This window comes from Rhizobium sp. RAF36 (assembly GCF_052114105.1).
In the GTDB taxonomy this organism is placed as follows: Bacteria; Pseudomonadota; Alphaproteobacteria; order Rhizobiales; family Rhizobiaceae; genus Rhizobium.
Genome location: NZ_JBFREC010000001.1, coordinates 217,940 through 242,999, shown reverse-complemented (window position 1 = coordinate 242,999; position 25,060 = coordinate 217,940). Strand labels below are relative to the sequence as shown.

At 60.9% G+C, this 25,060-nt stretch carries 27 protein-coding genes; 15 read left to right on the top strand and 12 right to left on the bottom strand.

The genetic code is table 11. From position 1 onward, the window contains the following. Nucleotides 1–180: 180 nt before the first annotated feature. Nucleotides 181–441 carry an accessory factor UbiK family protein gene (locus tag AB4Z25_RS01240; protein WP_112386278.1) on the bottom strand — a complete coding sequence of 87 codons (261 nt, stop codon included), beginning with the start codon at nt 439–441 and terminating at the stop codon, nt 181–183. Nucleotides 442–634: 193 nt separating this feature from the next. Between AB4Z25_RS01240 and lgt the strand changes: the two genes are divergently transcribed. From lgt to AB4Z25_RS01205, 7 genes are all read left to right on the top strand, one after another. After that, entirely contained in the window at nt 635–1,483 is an 849-nt protein-coding gene (lgt, locus tag AB4Z25_RS01235; RefSeq protein ID WP_442207814.1) for a prolipoprotein diacylglyceryl transferase, read from the top strand. A gap of 22 nt (nt 1,484–1,505) precedes the next feature. Beyond that, a complete protein-coding gene (locus tag AB4Z25_RS01230; RefSeq protein ID WP_112537858.1) occupies nt 1,506–2,606 on the top strand; it encodes a class I SAM-dependent methyltransferase in 1,101 nt (366 codons plus the stop codon). 100 nt (nt 2,607–2,706) lie between these two features. Continuing rightward, nucleotides 2,707–3,501: a peptidoglycan editing factor PgeF gene (pgeF, locus tag AB4Z25_RS01225; RefSeq protein ID WP_112538013.1), complete on the top strand. Its 795-nt coding sequence runs from the start codon at nt 2,707–2,709 to the stop codon at nt 3,499–3,501. Between the two features lie 4 nt (nt 3,502–3,505). Further along, complete coding sequence (locus tag AB4Z25_RS01220; RefSeq protein ID WP_112386274.1) at nt 3,506–4,657, top strand: M24 family metallopeptidase; 1,152 nt, start codon at nt 3,506–3,508, stop codon at nt 4,655–4,657. A 98-nt stretch (nt 4,658–4,755) separates the two neighbouring features. Beyond that, nucleotides 4,756–5,583: a hypothetical protein gene (locus AB4Z25_RS01215; RefSeq protein WP_112537859.1), complete on the top strand. Its 828-nt coding sequence runs from the start codon at nt 4,756–4,758 to the stop codon at nt 5,581–5,583. A 105-nt stretch (nt 5,584–5,688) separates the two neighbouring features. Beyond that, nucleotides 5,689–6,621, top strand: coding sequence for a ribose-phosphate pyrophosphokinase (locus AB4Z25_RS01210; protein ID WP_112386272.1), 933 nt, complete (start codon nt 5,689–5,691; stop codon nt 6,619–6,621). A 118-nt stretch (nt 6,622–6,739) separates the two neighbouring features. Further along, nucleotides 6,740–7,246 (top strand): Kazal-type serine protease inhibitor domain-containing protein, encoded by a 507-nt coding sequence (locus tag AB4Z25_RS01205; protein WP_442207897.1) that lies wholly within the window; start codon nt 6,740–6,742, stop codon nt 7,244–7,246. A gap of 62 nt (nt 7,247–7,308) precedes the next feature. On the opposite strand, the gene AB4Z25_RS01200 is transcribed toward AB4Z25_RS01205, so the two are convergent. Both AB4Z25_RS01200 and AB4Z25_RS01195 read right to left on the bottom strand, forming a co-directional pair. Further along, complete coding sequence (locus tag AB4Z25_RS01200; RefSeq protein ID WP_442207813.1) at nt 7,309–8,916, bottom strand: hypothetical protein; 1,608 nt, start codon at nt 8,914–8,916, stop codon at nt 7,309–7,311. Between the two features lie 95 nt (nt 8,917–9,011). After that, nucleotides 9,012–11,099 carry a sensor domain-containing diguanylate cyclase gene (locus AB4Z25_RS01195; RefSeq protein ID WP_112538015.1) on the bottom strand — a complete coding sequence of 696 codons (2,088 nt, stop codon included), beginning with the start codon at nt 11,097–11,099 and terminating at the stop codon, nt 9,012–9,014. 319 nt (nt 11,100–11,418) lie between these two features. Here AB4Z25_RS01195 and AB4Z25_RS01190 point away from each other — a divergent pair, with 319 nt between their 5' ends. The 5 genes from AB4Z25_RS01190 to AB4Z25_RS01170 all read left to right on the top strand — a co-directional run bounded on the left by AB4Z25_RS01190 (nt 11,419) and on the right by AB4Z25_RS01170 (nt 16,589). Continuing rightward, a complete protein-coding gene (locus tag AB4Z25_RS01190; protein WP_112386270.1) occupies nt 11,419–12,033 on the top strand; it encodes a 50S ribosomal protein L25/general stress protein Ctc in 615 nt (204 codons plus the stop codon). A gap of 190 nt (nt 12,034–12,223) precedes the next feature. Further along, on the top strand, nt 12,224–14,581 hold the full coding sequence (locus tag AB4Z25_RS01185; RefSeq protein ID WP_112537860.1) for an EAL domain-containing protein: 2,358 nt from the start codon (nt 12,224–12,226) through the stop codon (nt 14,579–14,581). 25 nt (nt 14,582–14,606) lie between these two features. Then, nucleotides 14,607–15,320, top strand: coding sequence for a substrate-binding periplasmic protein (locus tag AB4Z25_RS01180; protein ID WP_112386268.1), 714 nt, complete (start codon nt 14,607–14,609; stop codon nt 15,318–15,320). A gap of 86 nt (nt 15,321–15,406) precedes the next feature. Further along, nucleotides 15,407–16,126: an aminoacyl-tRNA hydrolase gene (pth, locus tag AB4Z25_RS01175; RefSeq protein WP_112538016.1), complete on the top strand. Its 720-nt coding sequence runs from the start codon at nt 15,407–15,409 to the stop codon at nt 16,124–16,126. 4 nt (nt 16,127–16,130) lie between these two features. Beyond that, the gene (locus AB4Z25_RS01170; protein WP_112537861.1) at nt 16,131–16,589 is read left to right on the top strand and encodes a GNAT family N-acetyltransferase; all 459 of its coding nucleotides are present in this window, start codon (nt 16,131–16,133) and stop codon (nt 16,587–16,589) included. Between the two features lie 2 nt (nt 16,590–16,591). Here AB4Z25_RS01170 and AB4Z25_RS01165 read toward each other — a convergent pair whose 3' ends face one another. The 4 genes from AB4Z25_RS01165 to AB4Z25_RS01150 all read right to left on the bottom strand — a co-directional run bounded on the left by AB4Z25_RS01165 (nt 16,592) and on the right by AB4Z25_RS01150 (nt 18,151). Then, nucleotides 16,592–16,975, bottom strand: coding sequence for a hypothetical protein (locus AB4Z25_RS01165; RefSeq protein WP_112537862.1), 384 nt, complete (start codon nt 16,973–16,975; stop codon nt 16,592–16,594). 80 nt (nt 16,976–17,055) lie between these two features. After that, entirely contained in the window at nt 17,056–17,367 is a 312-nt protein-coding gene (gene clpS / locus AB4Z25_RS01160) for an ATP-dependent Clp protease adapter ClpS (protein WP_112386265.1), read from the bottom strand. A 59-nt stretch (nt 17,368–17,426) separates the two neighbouring features. Next, nucleotides 17,427–17,834, bottom strand: a complete 408-nt coding sequence (locus AB4Z25_RS01155) for a type II toxin-antitoxin system VapC family toxin (RefSeq protein ID WP_442207812.1) — start codon at nt 17,832–17,834, stop codon at nt 17,427–17,429. Next, nucleotides 17,831–18,151, bottom strand: coding sequence for an AbrB/MazE/SpoVT family DNA-binding domain-containing protein (locus tag AB4Z25_RS01150; protein ID WP_442207811.1), 321 nt, complete (start codon nt 18,149–18,151; stop codon nt 17,831–17,833). Before AB4Z25_RS01150 ends, AB4Z25_RS01155 begins: the two co-directional genes overlap by 4 nt. A gap of 73 nt (nt 18,152–18,224) precedes the next feature. Between AB4Z25_RS01150 and ychF the strand changes: the two genes are divergently transcribed. After that, complete coding sequence (gene ychF / locus AB4Z25_RS01145) at nt 18,225–19,328, top strand: redox-regulated ATPase YchF (protein WP_112537865.1); 1,104 nt, start codon at nt 18,225–18,227, stop codon at nt 19,326–19,328. A 41-nt stretch (nt 19,329–19,369) separates the two neighbouring features. On the opposite strand, the gene AB4Z25_RS01140 is transcribed toward ychF, so the two are convergent. Next, entirely contained in the window at nt 19,370–20,491 is a 1,122-nt protein-coding gene (locus tag AB4Z25_RS01140; protein WP_442207810.1) for a hypothetical protein, read from the bottom strand. A 173-nt stretch (nt 20,492–20,664) separates the two neighbouring features. On the opposite strand from AB4Z25_RS01140, the gene AB4Z25_RS01135 reads away from it, so the two are divergent. Together AB4Z25_RS01135 and AB4Z25_RS01130 are read left to right on the top strand one after the other, a co-directional pair. After that, nucleotides 20,665–21,135, top strand: a complete 471-nt coding sequence (locus tag AB4Z25_RS01135) for a MaoC family dehydratase (protein ID WP_112537867.1) — start codon at nt 20,665–20,667, stop codon at nt 21,133–21,135. Then, nucleotides 21,132–21,599, top strand: coding sequence for a MaoC family dehydratase (locus AB4Z25_RS01130; protein ID WP_112537868.1), 468 nt, complete (start codon nt 21,132–21,134; stop codon nt 21,597–21,599). The genes AB4Z25_RS01135 and AB4Z25_RS01130 overlap by 4 nt, the downstream gene beginning before the upstream one ends. Nucleotides 21,600–21,612: 13 nt before the next feature. Here AB4Z25_RS01130 and AB4Z25_RS01125 read toward each other — a convergent pair whose 3' ends face one another. From AB4Z25_RS01125 to petA, 4 genes are all read right to left on the bottom strand, one after another. After that, the gene (locus AB4Z25_RS01125; RefSeq protein WP_112515742.1) at nt 21,613–22,155 is read right to left on the bottom strand and encodes an adenine phosphoribosyltransferase; all 543 of its coding nucleotides are present in this window, start codon (nt 22,153–22,155) and stop codon (nt 21,613–21,615) included. Between the two features lie 117 nt (nt 22,156–22,272). Beyond that, nucleotides 22,273–23,154 carry a cytochrome c1 gene (locus AB4Z25_RS01120; protein WP_112386257.1) on the bottom strand — a complete coding sequence of 294 codons (882 nt, stop codon included), beginning with the start codon at nt 23,152–23,154 and terminating at the stop codon, nt 22,273–22,275. Nucleotides 23,155–23,179: 25 nt separating this feature from the next. Next, nucleotides 23,180–24,445: a cytochrome b gene (locus tag AB4Z25_RS01115; RefSeq protein ID WP_112386256.1), complete on the bottom strand. Its 1,266-nt coding sequence runs from the start codon at nt 24,443–24,445 to the stop codon at nt 23,180–23,182. A 14-nt stretch (nt 24,446–24,459) separates the two neighbouring features. Beyond that, nucleotides 24,460–25,038, bottom strand: coding sequence for a ubiquinol-cytochrome c reductase iron-sulfur subunit (petA, locus tag AB4Z25_RS01110; protein WP_112515740.1), 579 nt, complete (start codon nt 25,036–25,038; stop codon nt 24,460–24,462). Between the last annotated feature and the right edge of the window lie 22 nt (nt 25,039–25,060).

Below are 25,060 nucleotides of genomic sequence, written 5' to 3'. Positions count from 1 at the left end.
GCTATTTCCCGAAAGGTACTGTGGACAGCTTCTCGAAATCAGATTCAGGAGGGGGAGATAAGCGACTCTGCCCATTGGCTTTTTTGGCAGTGTCCACAGGTGGATAAACCCACCCGATTTTCTGTCTGAGATGCGGCGTGTCGCAAAAGCGCCACACCACATCTTGTAGCAAAACGGGAATTATTTCTTCTTTGCGGCCAGTTGCGCCTCAAGCGCTGCGACTCGTGCCAGCAGCGCATCGTTTTCGTCGCGCGCCTTGATGGCCATCTCGCGCACGGCTTCGAATTCCTCGCGCTTGACAACGTCCATGCTGTTCAGCCAGCGCTCGGCCTGAGCGCTGAAGGCCGTCTCGACCTCCTTGCGCACGCCCTGGGCGGCGCCGGCTGCGTCGGTCATCAACTTTGCGAATTCGTCCATGATGCGGTTTGTTCCAGTCGTCATGGCAGTCTTCTCCTTCGCGCGACAAGTTTCTTCAGGCCCGTGGCCTCTGAAAATGGAGGTAGGGCTTCGCCGTTAAGGATGCAAGCGCTTTGCTCTGGATAAGAGCCCGCCTCGCCCTGCCCTGCCTCACAATCGACTTGACCGCCTCGTATCGCAACGCCATGTTCCGCGCACATCAACGGGTGGGAAAGCCTTGCCGACTGCAGCCAATCTTATGGCAATCATGCCGTTTCCGGATATCGATCCGATCGCCTTCTCGATCGGCCCGCTCGCCATCCACTGGTATGGCCTGGCCTATGTCGTCGGCATCATGCTCGGCTGGTCTTACGCGCGGCGCATCGCCGGCAACGACAGCCTGTGGCCGGGCAATGCTTCGCCGGTCACCAAGACGCAGCTCGACGATTTCGTCGTCTGGGCCGCCCTCGGCATCGTTCTCGGCGGACGCATCGGCTACATCCTCTTTTATGACATGCCTGCGGTGATCGAGAGCCCGATCCGCGCCATCCAGATCTGGAACGGCGGCATGTCCTTCCATGGCGGCATCATCGGCACGACGCTCGCCATGATCCTCTTTGCCCGCAAGAATAGCATCCCGATCTGGAGCCTGTTCGACATCGTCGCCGGTGTCGTTCCGATCGGCCTGTTCTTCGGCCGCATCGCCAATTTCATCAACGGCGAGCTCTGGGGCCGCCTTGCAGACGTTCCCTGGGCCGTCGTCTTCCCCAGCGGTGGTCCCTTTGCCCGCCATCCGAGCCAGCTCTATGAAGCGGGCCTTGAGGGCATCGTTCTTCTCTCCGTTCTGGCGCTTCTGATCTACGGCTTCCGCGCCCTTAAATCGCCGGGCCTCATTTCCGGCGTCTTCGTCTGCGGCTATGCACTGTCGCGTATCCTCGTGGAATTCTTCCGCGAGCCGGATGCGCAGCTTGGCTACCTGCTCGGCACCGGCTGGCTGACCATGGGGATGGTGCTGTCCTTCCCGATGATCCTGCTTGGCCTCTGGGCGATCATGCGCGCCCGCCGCCAGGTCGCGCTGCAGAACTGAACGCAGACCGGACGCGACCACCATGACCACCGCACTCGGTGAAAAGATCAAGGCGATCATCCAGGCGAACGGCCCGATCAGCGTGACCGATTACTTCTCGCTGTGCCTCGCTGACCCGGAACACGGCTACTACCGTGTCCGCGAACCCTTCGGCCGTTCCGGCGATTTCGTCACCGCCCCGGAGGTCAGCCAGCTGTTCGGCGAGATGATCGGCGTGTTCATCGTTCACGCCTGGCAGCAGCATGGCACACCGGCAGGTGTCCGCCTCGTCGAGATCGGCCCCGGCCGCGGCACGATGATGGCCGACATGCTGCGCGTCATCGCCCGTCTCGCCCCGCCGCTCTTCGAAAACATGAGCGTGCATCTGGTCGAGACCAGCGAGCGGCTGCGCGACGTCCAGAGCCAGACGCTCGAGGCTCATGATGGCAAAATCACCTGGCACAATGATTTCGACGAGGTCCCTGATGGATTCACGCTGATTGCTGCCAACGAACTCTTCGACGCCATCCCGATCCGCCAGTTCGTCAAGACACCGACCGGCTTCCGTGAACGCATGGTCGGCCTCGACGCCGAGGGCGAGCTGACATTTGCCGCCGGTGTTGCCGGTATCGATCCGGCGCTGCTGCCGGATGGCGCGCAGACCATGCCTGCAGGCACGCTGTTCGAATTCTCGCCGGCCCGCCAGTCGGTGATGATCGCCATCTGCGAGCGGCTCAAGGCCTTCGGCGGCACAGCGCTCGCCATCGACTACGGCCACCTCGTCAGCGGCTTCGGCGATACGCTGCAGGCGGTGCGGATGCATGAATTCGACCCGCCGCTCGCCAATCCCGGCGAAGCCGATCTGACCAGCCATGTGGATTTCGAACATCTGGCCAGAACCGCCGTTGCGGCTGGACTGCATCTGAACGGTGCGCTGCATCAGGGCGACCTCCTCGTCGGCCTCGGCATTCTCGATCGTGCCAGCGCTCTTGGGCGCGACCGCGAGCCGCGGACCCAGCAAATCATCCAGAGCGCCGTCGACCGGCTGGCAGGTTCGGGTGAAGGCCGCATGGGCGAGCTTTTCAAGGCGATGGCGGTCTCCTATCCGGCCGTCGATCTCATGCCTTTCCGCCCGGTGGATTGACAGAGCGCGCCGCCCTGCGCCAACATCCGGCGCAATCGACAATGCTTCACCGGACGATCCGGTGAACAATGACCCCGTTCTAAACATCCCGGAATCGCTGATGCAAAACGCGGCTTCACCCGCACCGATCGAAAGCGCGCTGCTGAAACAGGCTGCGGACGATGCGATCATTCATGGCTACTTCACCCGGCAGGGCGGCGTCTCCGAAGGTCTCTATCGCGGCCTCAATGTCGGCCTCGGATCGAACGACGACCGCGACCATGTCAACGAGAACCGCCGCCGCGTCGCCGCCTGGTTCGGCCAGCCGCTGGAGAAGCTGGCGACCGTCCATCAGGTCCATTCGCCCGATGCCGTGACCGTCGATGGAAAGTACGATGGCGATCGCCCGCAGGCCGACGCGCTGGTAACGGCGACGCCCGGCATCGTCCTCGGTGTGCTAGCCGCCGATTGCGGCCCGATCCTGTTTGCCGATGCCGAAAACCGCGTTATCGGCGCAGCCCACGCCGGCTGGAAGGGGGCGCTGACCGGCGTGCTCGAAAACACGATCATTGCCATGGAGAAACTGGGAGCCCGGCGCGAGGCGATCGTCGCCTGCCTCGGACCATCGATCAGTCAGGCAAGCTATGAGGTCGGTCCGGAATTCGTCGATCGCTTCGTCACGCAGGATCCTGCTTACGCGCAATATTTCATTCCGTCGGCAAAGCCCGGTCATTCGATGTTCGACCTGCCGGCCTTGACGGTCGGCCGGTTGAAGAAGGCCGGTGTGCGCGCCGAAAGCGTCGGGCTCTGCACCTATCCGGATGCCGAGCGCTTCTTCTCGTACCGCCGCACCACCCATAACAACGAGCCGGATTACGGCCGCCAGATTTCAGCGATCAGCATCAGGGAGATTTGAGACAATGGCACTGCACTTCGAACGGAGCGAATTCGCCAGCCGCCTTGCCCGCGTCACCGAGCAGATGCGCGAGGAAAAGCTCGACGCTCTCCTGATCTTCGCCCAGGAAAGCATGTACTGGCTGACCGGCTATGACACCTTCGGCTACTGCTTCTTCCAGACGCTGGTGGTCAAGGCGGATGGCACGATGGCGCTGATCACCCGCTCGGCAGACCTTCGCCAGGCCAAGCACACCTCGATCCTTGAGGACGTCCATGTCTGGGTCGATCGCGTCAACGCCGATCCGACCGTCGATCTCAAGAACCTGCTGGTCGAAATGGATCTGCTCGGCGCCCGCATCGGCATCGAATACGACACGCACGGCATGACCGGCCGCGTTGCCCGCCTGCTCGACGCGCAGCTTTCGAGCTTCGGCCAGATCAGCGATGCCTCCTATCTCGTCAGCCGCCTGCGCCTGATCAAGAGCGCCGCAGAAGTCGCCTATGTCGAGCGCGCCGCAGCCCTCGCCGACGATGCGCTGGATCAGGCAATCCGGCTCACCAAGGCCGGCGCCGACGAAGCCGACATTCTCGCGGCCATGCAGGGTGCCGTCTTCAGCGGCGGCGGCGACTATCCGGCCAACGAATATATCATCGGCTCCGGCGCCGACGCCCTGCTTTGCCGCTACAAGGCCGGCCGCCGCAAGCTCGATGCCAATGACCAGCTGACGATCGAATGGGCAGGCACTTACGCGCATTACCATGTGGCGATGATGCGCACGATCGTCGTCGGCGAGCCAACCCACCGTCACCGCGAGCTGTTCAGCGCCTGCCTCGAGAACCTGCAGGCGATCGAAACCGTGCTGACGCCCGGCCACACATTCGGCGACGTGTTCGACATGCATGCGAAGATCATGGACGAGCGCGGCCTTGCCCGTCACCGCCTGAACGCCTGCGGTTATTCGCTCGGCGCCCGCTTCTCGCCGTCCTGGATGGAGCACCAGATGTTCCATGTCGGCAATCCGCAGCCGATCGAGCCCAACATGTCGCTCTTCGTGCACATGATCATCGCCGATTCCGACAGCGGAACCGCCATGACGCTCGGCCAGACCTATCTGACGACATCAGGTGCACCGCGGGCGCTTTCCCGCCACGGACTGGATTTCCTCGGCGCCTGAGAGACTTCACCGGCAAGAATCCGGAATTGACACAAGACCATCCCCGCCCGCATAAACTGGGCGGGGCTGATGCGAATGACGGAAGGAAAGCTGGAAGGATGACGCGATCGCTGACTGCGCCAGCACTTCTTGCATGCCTCGCCAGCCTGCTTGCCGCCTGCAATACGACCGATGCGATGACGCCGCTCGTCGATATCGGCGATTCCTCCATGGCGCCGCGCTCCTCGCCGGTGACCCAGCGCGAAGTCGAGCGTATGGCCGGTTCGCAATCCCGCCAGGCCTTCGCCGCCGAGCCGCAGGAAGGCTACCACCCCGCCTATAATCAAGCCTACCGCCCCGGCCCCGGCGCACCGCCGACATCCATGCAGGCCCAGGCCGACGCCCTTTCGGCGCAGGCGCCGCAAAGCTATCGCGCGCCCGAGGCTGTCGAGAGCGAGCCGCTTTCCAACGCCGAAGCCGAAGAGCAGGATATGGGCGACCAGGCGCCGCCGCCGCGCCGGCAGCGTCAGGAGACACAACAGGTGGCCGCCATCGATCCGGTCGAGTCGGGCTCGACCCGCGGCAATACCGTCCGCTTCCTGCCGATCATTGGTGCTCCCGTTCAGGCCGTCACCCCGCTCTCGCGCCAGCTCGGCACTGAGGCCCGTTCGCATGGCCTTGCGATCAAGAGTTCGACCGACAACAGCAGCGATTACATCCTCAAGGGCTATCTTTCGGCCTTCACCGACGCGGGCAATGTCACCGTCACCTATGTCTGGGACGTTCTCGACAGCAGCGGCGGCCGCCTGCACCGCATTCAAGGCGAAGAGAAGGTCCCCTCCGCCGCTCAGGACCCCTGGGCCGGTGTCCCGGCCTCGGTCATGCAGCAGATCGGCACCAAAACCATCGCCGAATTCAACGTCTGGCGCCAATCTCAGGGCGGTTAGCAACAGGGTTTTGATAAATATCAAGGCCTGTGTCGCCTTTGCGCTTGCATTCAGAAGCAAGCTGGCTAAAAAGCGCGGCTATCAGCAGACAATAGGCGGGCCAAAATGAAGGTTTTCGCAGGCAATTCGAACCGGCATCTCGCCGAAGCGATCTGCACCTATCTCAATGTGTCCTTGGGCAAGGCCAGCGTCAGAAGATTTGCCGACCAGGAAATCTTCGTCGAAGTTCAGGAGAATGTGCGCGGCGAGGACGTGTTCCTCGTTCAGTCGACATCGTTCCCGACCAACGACCATCTGATGGAATTGCTGATCATGATCGATGCGATGCGCCGCTCGTCGGCCCGCCGCATCACGGCAGTTCTTCCCTATTTCGGCTATGCCCGCCAGGATCGCCGCGCCTCGGGGCGCACGCCGATCTCGGCCAAGCTGGTCGCCAACCTAATCACCGAAGCCGGTGCCGATCGCGTTCTGACGCTCGACCTGCATGCCGGCCAGATCCAGGGCTTCTTCGATATCCCGACCGACAACCTTTATGCCGTGCCGGTCCTGACGCGCGACATCAAGGCTCATTACGACACCAGCAACATCACCGTGGTTTCGCCTGACGTCGGCGGCGTGGTGCGCGCCCGCGCGCTTGCCAAACGCCTCGACTGTCTGCTGGCGATCGTGGACAAGCGCCGCGACCGCCCGGGTGAATCCGAAGTCATGAACATCATCGGCGAAGTCGAAGGCAAGGACTGCATCCTGATCGACGACATCGTCGATTCCGGCGGCACGCTCTGCAATGCTGCCGATGCGCTGCTCGCCCAGGGCGCAGCCAGCGTCACGGCCTATATCACCCACGGCGTTCTCTCGGGCGGCGCGGTCACCCGCATCACCTCGTCGAAGCTGCGCGAACTTGTGATCACCGACACCATCCAGCCGACCACGGCTGTGCAGTCTGCCCACAACATCCGCGTCATCACGACCGCTAACCTGATCGGCGAAGCCATCAACCGCACCAGCCAGGAAGAGTCCGTCTCCAGTCTCTTCGACTGACGGTTCCATCCTTTCCCCGTTCGGAGCGGCGAAGTTGCATTTGCCGCTTCATCACGTTGACTGTTTCAACTAGGCTTCCTCTGTGATTTGTTTGCACGGGGGAGCAATTGTGACGAACATCCGAAACCATCTGAAAACCGGCAGGCGCCTGGCGCTGGTAGCGCTTATTCCGCTGCTATCGGCCTGCACCGTCGATGTCGATCCCGGCTACTCGCGGCCACCGCCGCGTCCCCGGCCGCCGCAGCCGCAGATGTGCACGATGGAATATGCCCCGGTCTGCGGCGAGCGCGGCGGGCGCACGCAAACATTCAGCAATTCCTGCCAGGCGCGCAGCAGCGGCTTCATGATCGTTGGACGCGGCGAATGCCGCGGCGGACCACCAACCTTCCCGCGCCCGGAACCAGACCGTCCCGGCCGCCCGGACTGGCCGGATGGTCCAGGCAGGCCCGACCGGCCTGAAAGACCGGATAGACCCGACCGCCCGGGCCGCCCCGATGGCATCTGCACCCGCGAATACCGCCCGGTCTGCGGCGAACGCGGCCGTCAGACGCAAACCTTCCCAAATGCCTGCGAAGCCGGCAATGCGGGCTTCCGCATCATCAGCGGTGGAGAGTGCCGCCAGTAGGCCCGCATTTTCCACTATCCAGCCGAACGAAAAAGGCCCGCTTCGAAGCGGGCCTTTCTAAATCAGGGCTTGGTCTCTTCGGAGGGCGTAGCATCATCCGAGGGCGCCGCGTCGTCAGACGGAGCGGTCTCATCCGGAGTAGCCTCGTCTGAAGGAGCGGCCTCATCCGAAGGATCCGTCTCGTCGGAGGGAGCAGCTTCTTCAGTGGCCGGTGCATCCGGACCCTTGATCTGCTGGCCATTGACGCTGACCGAGCCGTCGCTTGCTACAGCCACATCCCAGCGCTGCGCGCCATCAGGATCAGCCTTGGCAAAACCCTTGATCATCATCAGGCCGAAGGATGCCTGGGTCAGGTCCGGGTTGGTCTTTGCAAGTTCCTGGATGGCGGCGATCGTCTTGTCGTAGTCGCGCGCCACGATCGAAGCATTCAGCTTGTAATCTTTCTGCGTATCGACCCGGCCTTCCAGCTCGCCGGAAACCTCGACGTCATAGACGCTGGACTTAGCGCTGACCTTCGGAAAATCGACCCTCAGAATACCGCCTGGGAAAAGCTTCTCGGCAGCCTGCTGCCCGGCCTTCTCGCTGTCGTCGGTGGACTTGGTGAAGTCCATCTTCATGAACTCGTCCGCGAAGGCCGCAAAATCCATGCCGGGAACGCCGAACTGGATATCGAGCGCCTGCGGCAGGAAGGCGGTGTAACCGGCAGGAACGAGCGCGCTGTCGAGTGTCACGTCGGCAGCATCCATCGCGACGCCGATACGCGTTGCATTGCTCGGACCATCGACGGTGAAGTGATAGCCGAAGGACTTGGCGCCGCCGCTGCCAACCGCACTGGTGACGGCGAGGTTGTTGAGCTTGATGGTTTCCTCAAGCGAGCTCAGCAGCGGGAAGGCATTGCCGAGCATGCCCTTCAGCTTCGCCTCGCTCTCCTTGGTCAGCTGCTTCTCATCGGCATGATCGAGCACGAAAAGGACCATCTCCTTGATGTCTTTGGCGGCGATGCCGTTGACCTTGGCATCGAAATCCAGGCTGTCGGCAGAGATCTGGATCGGCGGCATTTCCTTGCCGCTGACCTGCTCGGCAAAGGCGCTGAACTTGCCGTTGGCGGCAAAATCCAGACGCCCGGCCGTGGCGCTGTCTGCCGAGCTCAGCTTGTAGACCATGTCCCCGAAGCTGGCATTGACGGATTCCGTATCGGTCGTGGAGCTGATCTTCAGGTCCTTGGCGCTGAAATCACCCGAGCGCAGATAGCTGATCGCCGGGTCGAAGACCGAGGTGAAATCCATCTGCGCGATCGAGTAGGTGAAGTCCGTGCGCGCCTTGTCCGGTCCGCCGAAATGACCGGTCACATTCAGGTTGTTGTTGCCTTCGAGGTTCCACAGCCCGCTATCCTGCGGTGTCGCGAACATCTTGAACGGCACGAGACCCTTGATCTCGAAATCCTGCTTCTTGACCTTCTCCAGGAGCTTGGCGAAATCATAGGTGATCTCGTAGCGCGAGCCTGCCGGCTTGACGGTGACCGGCTGGCTCTTGGCGATGTCCTTCGGCAGCAGGTGATTGAGATTGTCACGGATGGCGTTCGCGCCGTCCTGACTGATGTCAGCGGCGGACGCTCCCGTGGCCAAAGCCAGAACAATGGCGCTCGTCGCCGTGATAAGCCTGTGACGCATCTCGATAATTCTCCCTTGGGGCATGAAGGCGCGCATGTGAGATTGCCAGAGGCCGGATGTCAAGCCAGCCTCATCCGCGGGTTGATATTTTCTTCTCAGGCGGCTGCCGCGGCCTTGATCTCATCCACAGCCATCACTTCAGGTTGAGGCTTGGCGGGCGCGTTGGTGCCGACGATCGCCTCGATGCCCGACCGCGGCACCGGCTTACCGAACAGGAAGCCCTGCACCTGCAGGCACCCTTCCCGGCGCAGGAAGTCGATGTGATCTTCATTCTCGACGCCTTCGGCCAGAACCGGGATGTCGAGACTTGCGGCCAGGATCAGCGTCGAGCGGACGATTGCCGCCGACTGCTTGTTGGTGACGACGCCATCGACGAAAGCGCGATCGATCTTGATCTTGTCGAAGGGGAAGCTCTGCAGTGTCGAAAGCGACGAGTAGCCGGTCCCATAGTCGTCCATGGCCACTTTGATCCCCAGCGCCTTCAGCCTGCGGATCGCATGCAGCGCGTGCTGGTGGTCGGCGATGATGCCGGATTCGGTGATCTCGATTTCGAGGCGCGAAGCCGGGAGGCCGGTCTGCAGCAGGATTTCGTGGACGATCTGCGGCAGGCGGGGATCGCTCAGCTGCTGTGGGGCGACGTTGACGGCGATGCGCAGCGGGTTCTTCCAGGTCGCAGCCTCCGCGCAGGCGGCTCGCATCACCCATTCGCCGAGTTCCAGAATGAAGCCGTTGCGCTCGGCGATCGGAATGAATTCCATCGGCGCGATATAGCCGCGCACCGGATGCTTCCAGCGCAGCAAGACCTCGAAGCCAACGACCTCGCGCGTCACCGTATCGTTCTGCTGCTGGTAGAACAGTTCGAACTCCCGGCGCCGCAATCCTTCACGCATCTCGATTGCAAGCGCGTTCCGCTCGCGGGAGATCTGGTCCATCGAGGCATCGTAGAAGCAGATGCTGTTGCTAGAGGTCGATTTCGCCCGGTACATGGCAATGTCGGCCTGCGACAGCAGATCGTCGATCGTGGTTGCCTGGCCCGGGAAGGTCGAGATGCCAACGCTGGTGCCGACGCAGAGCGTCTGCTCTTCCCAGGAAACTGGCTTGGCGATCTCGTCGATGATCCGTTGCGCCAGAGCGGTGGCATCCGCGCGGATGAAATACTTATGCATCACGGCCACGAACTCGTCGCCGCCGACGCGGGCCATGAACTGGCTGTCGTTGCTGAGCAGCATCAGCCGCTCGGCAACCGTCCGCAGCACGGCGTCGCCAGCCGCATGGCCGTGGACGTCGTTGATTTCCTTGAAGCGGTCGAGATCGAAGGAGAGCACAGCGATATTCGCCGTCATGTCCTTCGGCCGTTTCGTCAGCGCCGCGAGATGCTCGTTGAAGGCGGCGCGGTTGGGCAGATTGGTCAGCGGATCGTGCAGCGACAGATGGCGATAGCGCTCGACGGCCGCCTGGCTGGACTGAATGTCGATGACATAGGTCGAGGCACCAAGCGCGAGGATAACCACCATGACTGCGACGACAAGGCCAGTCATGATGTTGACGGAGATCAGCTCTCCCGCAACCGGAATGGCGCTGTCGGGAACGATCGTCAGGCCAGCCATGCCGGTAAAATGCGTCAGCACGATCGCAAGGATCAGCGCCAGGCCGGAGCCGTGCTTGCAGAAGCGGGTGACCGGACGCGCAACGCGATTGGTAGCGACGGCGCCGAAGGCAGCGGCCAGCACCAGCGAGGTCAGGACATAGGACTGGCTCCAGACCATGTGGCCTGCAACCTTGTATCCGGCGATCCCGACATAATGCATGCAGGCAATACCAAGGCCGACGATCGCCCCGCCCGCTTCGACCAGCATGGTCTTCGGCGTGCTGGCGGCAACGGTGAAACCAATGATGCTGGCAGCGATGCCGATGAACAGCGACATCAGGGTGAGTTCGGGCTCATAGCCGTTCATCGCCGGCGACTGGTAGCCGAGCATGGCGATGAAATGCGTCGTCCAGATCGTCGATCCGCCGACGAAGCCGGAGAGAAACAGCCAGTTGAATTTCTGCAGGCCCTCTGTGCGCCGTACCCGGGTGAAAAGCCGCATCGTCAGCAGTGAGCCCAGAACGCAGATCACGGTCGCGAAAAGGAGATGCGACAGGCTGTGTTCGACTGTGATGCAGGAGATGATACGCAACATGATTGAGACCGCGATTGAAACCGTGATCACCTATATGTATTCGCATAGTAGGATTCATTAATTGGCGTTTTAATTGCGATTCATTGGTTAAATAAGCGTCAGATTTTACAACCACGCAAAAGAAAGCCACAACCACAGGAGCAAAGGGCGCGCCCGGCCCTGCCGAGCTTGCGTTTCAGCCGGACTTATACTATAGCGCACGCGTCCGCACAGACACCCTTGGAGGCAATGCGGATGAAGCTTCCCAAAAAGGTGCTTCCAGTCAAAGGACGGCATATGCCGGACTTCGACTCTCCATATAACCTCGAAAGGAATAGCCATGAGCCACGAAACTTACGAGCTCAAGGCCGAGGCGCGCGAACGGGTTGGTAAGGGGTCCGCCCGTGAACTTCGCCGCAACGGTTTGATTCCCGCTGTCATCTATGGTGACAAGCAGGCCCCGATTTCCATTACGCTCAACACCAACGAGGTGACGAAGCGTATCCATGCCGGCGGTTTCATGACCACCGTTGCCACGATCGACCTCGGCGGCAAGAAGTACCAGGTTCTCCCGAAGGACTACCAGCTCGACCCGGTTCGTGACTTCACGATGCACGTGGATTTCCTCCGCGTTTCCGGCAACACGCAGGTTACCGTTGAGATCCCGGTTCACTTCATCAACGAAGAGAAGTCGCAGGGTCTCAAGATCGGTGGCGTTCTCAACATCGTTCGTCACGAAGTTGAAGTTCACTGCCCGGCCAATGCCATCCCGGAATTCTTCAATGTCGACCTGAGCGGCAAGAAGATCGGCGACAGCATCCACATCTCGGAAGTGACCCTTCCGAAGGGTGTCACCACGGTTATCGACCGTGACTTCACGATCGCCACCATCGTTGCTCCGGCAGCTGGCGTCGAAGAAGACACGTCTGAAGCCGAAGGCGGCGCTGAAGCCTGATAAGCTTCCTATCAATTTGTAAAGCATAAGGCCCGCTTCCTTCCCGGAAAGCGGGCCTTTTCATTTGCTGGCTACAACCGTTTCAGCAAGCTTTAACACATTCATGGAAGCATTCTCCCCAAAGTTATTGCCATATCGCCGTATATTAGAAGGCGGCCGAAGAAGAAGCGGCCGGGGAGAAAACGGAACAATGAATAATTCCGTTGAAAATAGATTTTTTGCGATTGTCTGCGGTGCGCTACTTGTTTTTGTCGCGCCGCTTTTTGTGCTTTTTCTCTTCCTCTCTTCAGAACGCGCCGACAAGGAAATCCGCGACCACATCTCCGTGCTTCTGGTTGCCAACTCCCAGGCGCTCGCCAAGCCGCTCTGGGATCTCGACGAAGACAGCGTCACGCAGATTTCCGCGACGATCGTTTCCCAGGGTGCCATCGTCAAAGTCGAGGTCCGCGACCAGTCCGGCCAGCTTGATATCACCCAGAGCACCATTCCAAAGTCGTTCAGCGGCGAGCTGGAGCAGGTCTCGCGTGCCATTATCTACAACAATGTCGACGGTCCGAAGAACCTCGGCAGCATCTCCGTCTACTATCCGAAGCTCGGCCTCTTCTCCGGCCTCAAGCATGAGGAAGTGGTCTTCATCTCGATCTTCATCTTCGCCGTTCTCGCCGTTTTCGGCAGCGCGCTGATTGGCAACCGCATCTTCGTCATCCACCCGCTGATGCGCCTGATCGCCGCCATCGAAGCCACCAGCCAGCTTGGGTCGCGCCATCACGTCGACTGGCAGTCCGGTGACGAGATGGGCCGCCTTGCCAGCAGCTTCAACGACATGCAGACCAAGCTGGAGCGCGAGGAAAAGGAGCTGAAGCTCGCCCATCGCCGCGCCACAGACATCTACGACCTGACGCCCGCCATGCTCTTCTCGCTCGACGAAGACGACCGCATCACAGCCGTCAGCGATTACTGGCTGGTCGCCACCGGCTACAGCCGCACCGACGCCGTCGGCCGCAAGTTCGCCGATCTCGTCATGCCGGATACCCGCGACATCTTCCTGTCGCGCAGGAACACTGCCGAGGAGGGCGCACTCGACGTCACGGTCAAGTTCAGATGCGCCGATGGCCGCGTCATCGACGTACTGATCCTGGAATCCAACGCCGCGACCGGCGGCACCGACAAGCTGTCGCTGTCGGTCATGACCGACGTGACCGAGCTCAAGGCCTCCGAAGACCGCAACCACCGCCAGGCAATCACCGATCACCTGACCGGCCTCTTGAACCGCCAGGGCTTCGAAGCCGTGCTCGACCGCAAAATCGCCGAAGCGGACGCAGCGGGCCAGGAGCTTGCGTGCCTGTTCGTCGATCTCGACCGCTTCAAGTGGATCAACGACAATATGGGCCATGCCGAAGGCGACCGGGCGCTGCGTGAGCTCGTTGCCCGCTTCAAGACCCATCTCGCCCCATCCGACGAAGCCGCCCGCCTTGGCGGCGACGAATTCGCCATCCTGCTGCCCGCCGCCGATGCCGAGAAGCGAGCGCGGGCCATGTGCGATCAGATCGCCACGATCTTCGACACGCCTTTCGGCCCCGAACTGCATCTGAGCGCCTCCGTCGGCGTCGCCATCTATCCGCGCCATGCGGCCAATGCAGCAGAACTGCTGCAGAAATCCGACATGGCGATGTATGCCAAGAAGCGCGACGGCAAGAACGGCGCCCGCCTGTTCGACAACGCGATGCTCGATACCGCACGCAGCCGCGCCGAGATCGAAAGCTGCATCGAGGCAGGCCTCGCCGAGGACTGGTTCGAAGCCTACCTGCAGCCAATCGTCGGCCTGACCCACGGCAACATCGCAGGCTTCGAAGCGCTGATGCGCCTCAACCACCCGCAAAAGGGCCTGATGCCACCGGCCGAGATCATCAACGTCGCTGAAGAGACCGCCAAGATCGTCCGCATCGGCAACGTCATCATGGAGAAGGCGATCTCCAACCTCTCCCGCATCTCCCGGATCACCGGCATGCAGGACACCTATCTGGCGATCAATTTCTCGCCGCTGCAGTTCGAGCCCGCCCTGCCCTCGCGTCTGGCCGGTCTGCTCGGCCGCCATGGCATACGTCCCGAACGCATCGTCGTCGAGATCACCGAGGCCGTGCTGATGCACGACAACCCGCAGATCCGCATGATCGTCACCGAGCTGCGCCGCTTCGGCTGCCGCATCGCGCTGGATGATTTCGGCACCGGCTACTCGTCTCTGAGCTATCTCAACCGTTTCCCGGTTGATATCATCAAGATCGATCAGTCCTTTACCCGCGCCATCAACGAAGGCAACGACGATGTCGGCATGAAGAGCCGGATGCTGATCGAGGCGATCACCACGCTGTCGCACAAGATGAACTGCACCGTGATTGCCGAGGGCATCGAGACCGAAGAGGAATGCCGGACGCTGCAGCAGATGGGGCTGGATTATGGACAGGGCTATCTCTTCCACCGGCCGCAGACCGCAGCGCAGCTGATCGAGAAGCTGAGCGGCGTCATCCCCTTCGTGGCGCGTGCGTCATAGACCAACGAACATCAGGAGTTATGCGATGAAAAAGCTGCTGCTTCTCGCCTTCCTCATCCTGCCTGCCGCAGCCTCCGCGCAAACGGTGTCCTTCACGACTGAAGACTACGCACCCTTCAACTACCGCGACGGCAAGGTCATCAAGGGCGCCACCGTCGAGCAGGTCGAGAAGGTGATGGCCGATATCGGCGTCGATTATACGATCGAGATGATGCCTTGGGCCCGCGCCTATACGCTGGCGCAAAGCACGCCGATGACCTGCGTCTTCGCCACAGCCCATAACGGTCTTCGCGATCCCCTGTTCAAATGGGTGGAGCCGCTGCTCATCGACCGCAACATCCTGATCAAGGCCAAGGACTCCGCTGTCACCGCCGACAATCTGGAAGAAGCCAAGAAGTACCTGGTCGGCACCTGGCGCGAGGACTACACCGAGACGACGCTGAAGGAAAAAGGCTTCCCCAAGCTCGATGTCGCCAGCGATTTCAACGCCACGATGCGCAAGCTGCTGGGCGGCCGCATCGATATGATGCCGATCTCGGAGCTCTATTTCGACAAGCTGAAGCAGGATCAACCGCTGGAGATGGTGACGGTGCTCTCCAGCCAGCCGATGGGCATTGCCTGCCAGAAGGACTTTCCGGACGATCTGCTGCGCAAGATGCAGGCCTCGCTCGACAAGCTGATTGCCGATGGCACGCAAAAGCAGATCTTTCTGAAATACGGCCTCAACCTGCTGCAATGACAGGCTGCTCCAGCCTTAGCGCTTGACTTCACGCCCGTTTCGCGGTGGTGAAACGGGCATCGGATTTTCAAGGAATGGATTGGCCCATGCTGATCATCGCGGGTCTCGGCAATCCCGGCAGCAAATATGCCGGCAACCGCCACAATATCGGTTTCATGGCCATCGACGCCATTCACCGCCGCCACCGCTTTTCGCCCTGGTCGAAGAAGTTCAAGGCCGAGATATCGGAAGGCGAACTCGACGGCGAAAAGGTGCTGCTGATCAAGCCGCAGACCTACATGAACCTGTCGGGCGAATCCGTCGGCGAAGCCATGCGTTTCTACAAGCTGCAGCCGTCCGATCTCGTCGCCATCTATGACGAGCTGGATCTGGCGCCCGGCAAGGCGCGGCTGAAGACCGGCGGCGGCCATGGCGGGCACAACGGCATCAAGTCGCTCGACGCCCATTGCGGCCGCGAATACCGCCGCCTGCGCCTCGGCATCGGCCACCCCGGCGTCAAGGAAATGGTTCAGCATCACGTCCTCGGCGATTTCGCCAAGGTAGACCAAAGCTGGCTGGAGCCGCTGCTGGACGCGCTGGCCGACAATGCCGGCATGCTGGTTCGTAACGAGGATTCGCAGCTGATGAACAAGCTGGCGCTTGCCACCGGCGGCAAGGCCGACGAAGAAAAGCCGAAGGCGGAGAAGAAGCCGGTGGCCAAATCCCATATCCATCAGGCCCGCAACCACAACCAGCCTAAGATCCTGCCGGCCAGCGGCCCGATGGCGGAGATGCTGAAGAAGCTGCTCGGCAACAAGGGCGACTGACCGGATGAGCACACCGCTCGCGATCCGCGTAGCCGAGGCCAGCGATCTCCCTGCCCTGCTTGGGCTCTATGCTCAGCTCAATCCAGCCGATCCGCCGATCGAGGCAGCCGTTGCTATCGAGCGCATGACCGCGATCCTGGCACAGCCGGGCATGCGCATCTTCATCGGCTTTGCCGGAAAGGTGGCCGCCGCCACCGTGACGCTGGTCGTCGTCCCCAATCTCACCCGCGCAGGCGCATCCTACGCGCTGATCGAGAATGTCGTCACCAGTGCTGACCATCGCAAGCAGGGCTTTGGCGCGGCACTGATCGCCCATGCGATCGACGCAGCCTGGGTCGCCGGATGCTACAAGGTGATGCTTTTGACGGGCTCGAAGGATCCGGCCACATTGCGCTTCTACGAGGGCTGCGGCTTCGCGCAGGACAAGACCGGCTACCAGATGCGGCGCCCGGCAGGGCGCTGACCTCAGAACAGCCCGGTCTCGTGCAGCCGGTAGAGAAAGAGGTTCCACAGCGCCGAAAGCCCGCTGTCGATCATCCAGGCGACAGCACCGGAGGCACCCGGCGAAAACAGCATGACAAGCAATCCGCCAGCTGTGCTGAGCATCACCGAGATGCGGAAGTTCTTGAGACTGTCTAGCCGGTAATAGCCGTTGTCGTCATATTCGGTGCCGAACAGCAGGTCGGGAAGATTGTAGCCGCTGGAGAGGGGGAGATCGAGCAATGGCCGGTCGGTGATACGGTCCGGCAATACGTTGAACACCGCCCTGCAGACATGGCCGATCGCGCCGAGCAGCGCAAAGATCGCCGCCGCCACGAAATAATGCCAGGTCGCCGCTTCCGCAGGCATCTCGAGCCTCCGCCGTTTCCGCCATGCTACCGGAAAACCTCGGACATTCGATTAAGGAGGCTGGTTAAGAGATCGCCAAGCTATTCCTCGGGCTCGGCCGTCAGCATTAGCGGGAATCCCGCTTCCTTGGCATAGTCCATCGCCTCCTTGACCTTGGTCTCGGCGATGTCCTTGGTGCAGACGACCACGACGCTCGACCCGAGCTTGTGCGCCGTCAGCATGACGCGATAGCCCGCCTCCTCACTCATCCGGAACACGGCCTTCAGCACCATGGTCACGAATTCGCGCGGCGTATAATCGTCGTTGAACAGAATGACCTTGTAGAGCTTCGGCTTGTCGAGCTTCAGCTTCGTCTTAGTTTTCGGTGTCAGGACAACATCATTGTCACTCATCGGAAGTCTGCCATTATCACATGGGAAAGATGCGCCTGATCGCGATCAGCTATGCGCAATCATTTATGTGGCCGTAGAAGTCTGCAGTTCAAGCCCGAAGCAGTGAGAAGTGCCACAGCCTTCTTGTCGAAGCTGACGAAAGTCTCGCCACCGAGACGCCTGCCGTCGAGGGCGATGAGACCATAGGCAAAATCGCCGCCCCGCTCCATCATGTTTAATCCCGCCTCGACGGCAACCCGGTCCATAAGAAGCTTATCCGTTTCAAGAAGACGCCTCACAAACGCCTGCAACGGCTCTCTTCCGACCTTATAGCGGCTTCGCAGAACCCATATTGCTTCGCAGATTGCGACAACAGGTACAACAACCCGGCTGGCGCTGGCCAAGGCATCCTGCGCTTGCTCCGTCTCTCCGGTGTCATCTTCGATCACCAAGCGCAACAGCACGTTCGTGTCGATGACAACCGTCATCGCCTGTTGGCCCACCCGTCAGCAATCGCTTCGTTGATTTCGTCAATGGTAAGATGCACGCCTGCCTCGTTCTTGATCATCCCAAATAGGGATTCGATCGGCAGCTTGCCTGAAATCGCATGGAGTGTTGCCTGACGCTGCGGTTGAAGATTGACGTCGATCTCATCGCCCGGGCTGATGCCCAGGTGATCGAGCACCTCCTTCTTCAGCGTGATCTGTCCCTTGGCGGTCACTTTCAAGCGAACCATCGACTTCTCCTTCTCTTTTAAAGTAAGGCAAATCTGCCTTACCGGCAAGGTTGATGCCTCGCGGATCATTGCAAGTCTTGACCGCGGGGCGCCATTCCCCCATAGGCAAGGCAACGATTTTAGCGAATACGGACATTCAGCCATGGGCTTCAAATGCGGTATCGTCGGTCTGCCGAATGTCGGCAAGTCGACCCTTTTCAACGCGCTCACCAAGACGGCAGCGGCGCAGGCGGCAAACTATCCGTTCTGCACGATTGAGCCGAACACCGGCGAAGTCGCCGTTCCCGACGCGCGCATGCAGAAGCTGGCAGCGATTGCCGGCTCAAAGGAAATCATTCCGACGCGCATCTCCTTCGTCGATATCGCCGGCCTGGTGCGCGGTGCGTCGAAGGGTGAAGGCCTCGGAAACAAGTTCTTGGCCAACATCCGCGAAGTCGATGCCGTGGTCCACGTGCTGCGCTGCTTCGAAGACGACGACATCACCCATGTCGAGGGCCGCATCAATCCGGTCGGCGATGCCGACACGATCGAGACCGAGCTGATGCTCGCCGACCTCGAGAGCCTGGAGCGCCGCGTCGAGCAGACCCGCAAGCGCGCCGCCAGCAAGGACAAGGATTCGCTGGCCCAGCTGCCGGTCATGGAAGCCGTCATCAAGCTGCTGAACGAAGGCAAGCCGGCCCGTCTTCTCCTGAAGACGCTGGCACCGGAAGAGATCGAGATCCTCAAGGGCCTCAACCTCCTCACCTCGCATCCGGTCCTCTACGTCTGCAACGTCGCCGAGGCAGACGCCTCCACCGGAAACGAGCACACCAATGCCGTCGCCGAAATGGCAAAGCAGCAGGGTGCGGAATGCGTCGTCATCTCTGCGGCGATTGAATCCGAAGTCGCACAGCTGCCGGAAGAGGAATCGAAGGAATTCCTCTCCGCGCTCGGCCTGGAAGAAGCCGGTCTCGACCGCCTCATCCGCGCCGGCTACCACCTGCTCGACCTGATCACCTATTTCACCGTCGGCCCGAAGGAAACGCGCGCCTGGACGATCGTGCGCGGCACCAAGGCGCCTGCCGCCGCCGGCGTGATCCACACCGATTTCGAGCGCGGATTCATCCGCGCCTTCACCATCGGTTACGACGACTACATCAACTTCAAAGGTGAAGTCGGCGCCAAGGAAGCTGGCAAGGGCCGCGACGAAGGCAAGGAATACGTCGTCGCCGACGGCGACGTCATCCACTTCCGCTTCAACACCTGATCAAAAAGCGCTGCCGCCCTGGCGGGCAGCTCATGCCGGCGTTATCGCAACGCCGGCAATTTTGCCTGCAGGCCGAGCGGCAGCCTACCGACGATGGCACGGCGCAATGGCAGCCAGCTCATACCGATCAGCAGCACGAAAATTCCGATAGTGACGAGCTCTGCGGACAGCAAGCCGTCCATCCGCATATTGCTGTGCTGCAGAATTGCGCTGAGCGCGACACCCAATGAAAGCAGGCCGGACGTGACGAACGCACGGCGGTCGATGATCAGCCCAACCGCCATCATGACAAGGACGATAGCAACCACGACAGCCGGTCCGGTGTAGTTGTCGACATCATTCGTGGTCACGCCGAGCAGCAGGAAGCACAACAACACCGTTCCATAGAGAAGCGCCGGCGCAGTCGCGAGATGCATCCAGAAAGCAACGTCAGAACTGCGCGTCACCCGCTCGCGATCCCTGAGATCGAACGACATGGCAACGGCGAACATGAAAATCACGCAGACGAAGAAGATGCTGACGGTCTGATATCGTATGGAGCCTGTTGCATCGTGCCACCCGGCCGCAGGCGCCATGAAAGCCAAAACGCCTGCGAGGAACACGAGGAAGAGCGAAATCAAAAGCGCCGCGAGGGCTATTGGTACACGATAGCGCCAATGAAACAGCGCCAGTAGCGGTGGAAAAGGCACGAGCAACAGGAACGCGCCCAAAGACGGGTACGGGTGGATGTATCTCTGCTCCAGTCCGAGAGAGGGGTCCGTGGTCAATAGCATGACTGAAGCTCCTATCCAGAGCACCGTCGCGACGGTAAGCGCGACGGCTGGAAGCGCTAGCCTCTGGCGGCGAACAAATATTTCGGCAAAAATGATGATCGCAGGCAGGGTTGCATAGACGGAACCCACCCCGCCGAAGCCGAGAAGCGCAACGATGATGCCGATCGTGATCAGAATGTCATGAAACCCGCGAACGAACCTGGGCGCCTCGCTATCTTCCAGCGGGTTGGCGTCATCTCCTTGGCGTTTCGCCAGCAGTTGCTCTCCCCCCGCGGTCGGCTCGGCCGCTGCAAGTCTTTGGCCGAGATAGGAAAACAACGTCTGCGCCTGGGTTTCGGTGATGATGCCGTCTTCGGCTGCGCCCTGCAGCGCCGTCTCCAGATTGCTCATGAACATCCCGCATCGTTGAATACAGCCCATGAAGATCACAGGATCATTTCGCAATCAATAGGCGAAAAGCGTGGCGATCCCGTGCCTGACGGTCCCGTCTCCATGTCTGAAAAGACTTGCACTCCCGACACCTCACATGCCATCTGCGAAGGCAGGGATTGACGAGGCCTGCAATGAACAATCAGAAACTGAGCTATGAAGATTTCGCGCCGGGCCGCAGCTTCCCGCTTGGCCCGATCCCTGTCACATCAGAAGAGATCATCGAATTCGCCACCGAATTCGATCCGCAGCCGATGCATACTTCCGAAGCCGGCGGCAAGGCGAGCATCCTCGGCGGCCTGGCCGCTTCCGGTTGGCACACCTCGGCCTTGTTCATGCGGATGATGGCTGAGGGCTATCTCTTGAACTCCCATTCGCAGGGCGCGCCGGGCATCGACATCATGGAATGGAAGAAGCCGGTTCTGGCGGGAGACACGCTCTCCGGCAGCTCGATCGTGCTCGAATCCCGGCTGATGCGCTCGCGCCCCGGCATCGGCATCGTCCGCTTCAAGCACGAGATCGAGAACCAGCGCGGCGAGCTCGTCTGTTATTCGGAAAACTGGATCATGTTCAGCACCCGCGAAGCGGCGGAGGCACGCCGATGAGGATGACCGAGCTATATGCCATCGGCCAGAAGGTCGAGATCGGCAGCTACACCTTCACCGAGGAACGCATCGTCCATTTCGCCACCCGCTTCGATCCCCAGCGCTTCCATGTCGACCGCGAGGCCGCGAGGCACACGCTGTTCGGCGATCTCTGCGCCTCCGGCTGGCACAATTGCGCCGCATGGATGCGCACCTTCCTGGATTACTGGATGGCGCAGAGCGTCCGGCTGGCGAAGGAGGGTCTTGCGGCGCCCAAGCTCGGCCCCTCGCCCGGCTTCGAGAAGCTGCAATGGCTGAAGCCCGTCTTCGTCGACGAGACGGTCACCTATTCGGTGACCTTCCTGTCCAGCCGCCCGCTGGCATCGCGCCCGGGCTGGCATCTGAACAAGATCCTCAACGAAGGCATCAACCAGGACGGCATCCCGGTGATCCGCTTCGAAAGCAGCGTCCTCGAATTCGAATAGGACAAGCCGGGCGTCAGTGCCCGGCAAACTCCACCAGCGTGTGAACGTCGACGCCGAGCTCTTCGAGCTTCTTGCGGCCGCCGAGATCCGGCAGGTCGATGACGAAGCAGGCGCCGACGACTTCGGCGCCGATCTGGCGCAACAGCTTCGTCGCGCCGACCGCCGTCCCCCCGGTCGCGATCAGATCGTCGACGAGGATCACCTTCTCGCCCGGCTGCACCGCATCCCGGTGCATCTCCATTTCATCGACGCCATATTCAAGGCTGTAGGCGATCCGCACCGTCTCATGCGGCAGCTTGCCCTTCTTGCGGATCGGCACGAAACCGGCGGACAGTTGGTGCGCCACGGCGCCGCCGAGAATGAATCCACGCGCTTCCATGCCGGCGATCTTGTCGACCTTCAGACCGGCATAGGGCTGCACCAGCTCGTCGACGGCGCGGCGGAAGGCGCGCGGATTGCCGAGCAGCGTGGTGATGTCGCGAAAGATGATGCCGGGCTTCGGATAATCGGCGATGGAGCGAATGCTGGCGGCAAGCTCCGAGGCAATGTTGTTCATGGAAAGTCCGTCTGTCTGCGAGGGCACAAAGAGGCTGCACCCTATCAATTGCCATTCCCGGAACCAACAAAAAAGGCGGCCCGGAGGCCGCCTTTTGCTTATTCGAACGAGAACCGCTCAGTGGTCCTTGCTGGCATAGACCGAGCGCTTCGTCAGGTAGATGAGGCCCGAGAAGATCAGCAGGAAGATCATCACCATGAAACCGGTGCGCTTGCGCTCTTCGAGATGCGGCTCGGCAGCCCACATCAGGAAGGCCGAAACGTCGCGCGAATACTGATCCACGGTCTGCGGCGAACCATCGTCATAGGTGACCTGGTCGTCGGAGAGCGGCTTCGGCATGGCGAAAGCGGCGGCGGCGTGGAAGTACGGGTTATAGTGTGCACCAGCCGGAACCTGGAAGCCAGCCGGCGGATCCTGGTAGCCCGTCAGCAGCGAGTGGATGTAATCCGGGCCGCTTTCCTGGTACTGCGTGAAGATATCGAAGACGAACTGCGGGAAACCGCGCTCGACTTCGCGTGCCTTGGCGAGCAGCGACATATCCGGCGGGGCAGCACCATTGTTGGAGGCCGCAGCCGCTTCCGGGTTCGGATATGGCGACGGGAAATGATCGGACGGAACAGCCTTGCGGGTGAACATCTCACCGCTGGCGTCAGGGCCGTCCTGCACTTCGTAGTTGGCCGCGAATGCCTTCACCTGCGCATCCGAGTAACCGAGGTTGCTCAGCATGCGGAACGGGACGAGGTTCATCGAGTGGCAGGCGGAACAGACTTCGGTATAGACCTTCAGACCGCGCTGCAGCTGACCCTTGTCATAGTGACCGAAGGGACCAGCGAAGCTCCACTTTTCCTCGGTCGGCTCCTTCAGGGGATAATGAGGCGTCGCTTCCTCGTGATGAGCAGGCGCTGCGCCAGCCGCGGGCGCCGCGTCTTCGGCAAGAGCAGCACCGGCGAAGGTGGCTGCAATTGCGAGCGACAGAATGCTTGTAACAAGCTTTTTCATGTTTTTAATTCCTTCCGCCGCTCGGTTATGCCTTGGCCGCAGACTTGTTCTTCTTCTCGAGCACCGCTTCGGTGATCGAGTTAGGAACGCGCAGCGGTGTCTCGACAAGACCCAGCACCGGCATCGCCACCAGGAAGAAGGCGAAGTAGAGGAGCGTGCAAATCTGCGAGATGGTGGTGAAGAGACCTTCAGCCGGCTGGGAACCAAGCCAGCCGAGGATGATCGCGTTAATCACGAACAGCCAGTAGAACAGCTTGTACCACGGACGGTAGACGGCCGAACGGACCTTCGAGGTATCGAGCCAGGGCAGGAAGAACAGCACGATGATCGCGCCGAACATCACCAGAACGCCGCCGAGCTTCGAGTCGATCGGGCCGACATTGAACGTGATCGAGCGCAGCATCGCGTAGAACGGCAGGAAGTACCATTCCGGAACGATGTGAGCAGGCGTCTTCAACGGGTCAGCCGGGATGTAGTTGTCGGCGTGGCCGAGGAAGTTCGGCAGGTAGAAGACGAAATAGGCGTAAACCAGCAGGAAGATCGAAACGCCGAGCGCATCCTTGAGGGTCGCGTAAGGCGTGAAACGGACGGTATCCGTCTTCGTCTTGACTTCGACGCCTGTCGGGTTCGTCTGGCCGGTCACGTGCAGTGCCCAGATGTGCAGGATAACAACGCCTGCGATCATGAAGGGCAGCAGGTAGTGCAGCGAGAAGAAGCGATTCAGCGTCGGCTGATCAACGGCAAAGCCGCCGAGCAGGAACTGCTGGATCCATTCGCCGACCAGCGGGAAGGCCGAGAAGAAACCGGTGATAACGGTCGCGCCCCAGAAGGACATCTGACCCCAGGGCAGAACGTAGCCCATGAAGCCGGTTGCCATCATCAGAAGGTAGATGACGACGCCGAGGATCCAGAGGATTTCGCGCGGCGCCTTGTACGAACCGTAATAGAGGCCACGGGCGATATGCAGGTAAACTGCAACGAAGAAGAACGATGCGCCGTTGGCGTGCATGTAGCGCAGCAGCCAGCCGTGATTGACGTCACGCATGATCTTTTCAACCGAGTTGAAGGCGATCGACGTGTCGGCGGCGTAGTGCATGGCAAGCACGATGCCGGTCAGGATCTGAACGATCAGCATGACCGAAAGCATGGCACCGAAGGTATAGGCATAGTTCAGGTTACGCGGAACCGGGTATGCGACGAAGCTGTCATAGATCATACGCGGCAGCGGAAGGCGCGCATCGATCCATTTTTCCAAGCCGGTTGATGGCTCGTAGCTGGAATGGCCACTCATGTATCAGTCTCCCCTCAACCGATCTTGATCTTAGTGTCGGACACGAACGAAAAGGTCGGAATAGCCAGGTTCTGCGGCGCAGGGCCTTTACGGATACGGCCGGCCGTATCGTAGACAGAACCATGGCAGGGACAGAACCAACCGTTGTATTCGCCGGCCTGGCCGAGCGGTACGCAACCGAGGTGGGTACAGGTACCAACCATGACGATCCAGTTTTCCTTGTCCTTGCCGGCGGAGCGATCGAGGTCGGTCGCCTGGGCATCGGGAGCAAGGTTGGCATTGCGCGCAACCGGGTCCTTGAGGTCGGCCAGCGGCGTATCCGCAGCAGCCTTGATCTCTTCCGGCGTACGATTGCGGATGAAGATCGGCTTGCCGCGCCACTTGACGGTCAGCGACATGCCGGGCGTCAGACTCGTCACGTCGACTTCGATCGAAGCCAGTGCCAGCGTCGATGCGTCCGGACGCATCTGATCGACGAACGGCCATGCAACCGCAACGGCGCCGACAGCACCCGCCATACCAGTGGTGAGATATAGGAAATCACGGCGAGTGGGCTCTGATGAAGCCCCGCTTGTCGTATCGTGTTCGCTCACGGCTAAACCATCCTCTGCGCAA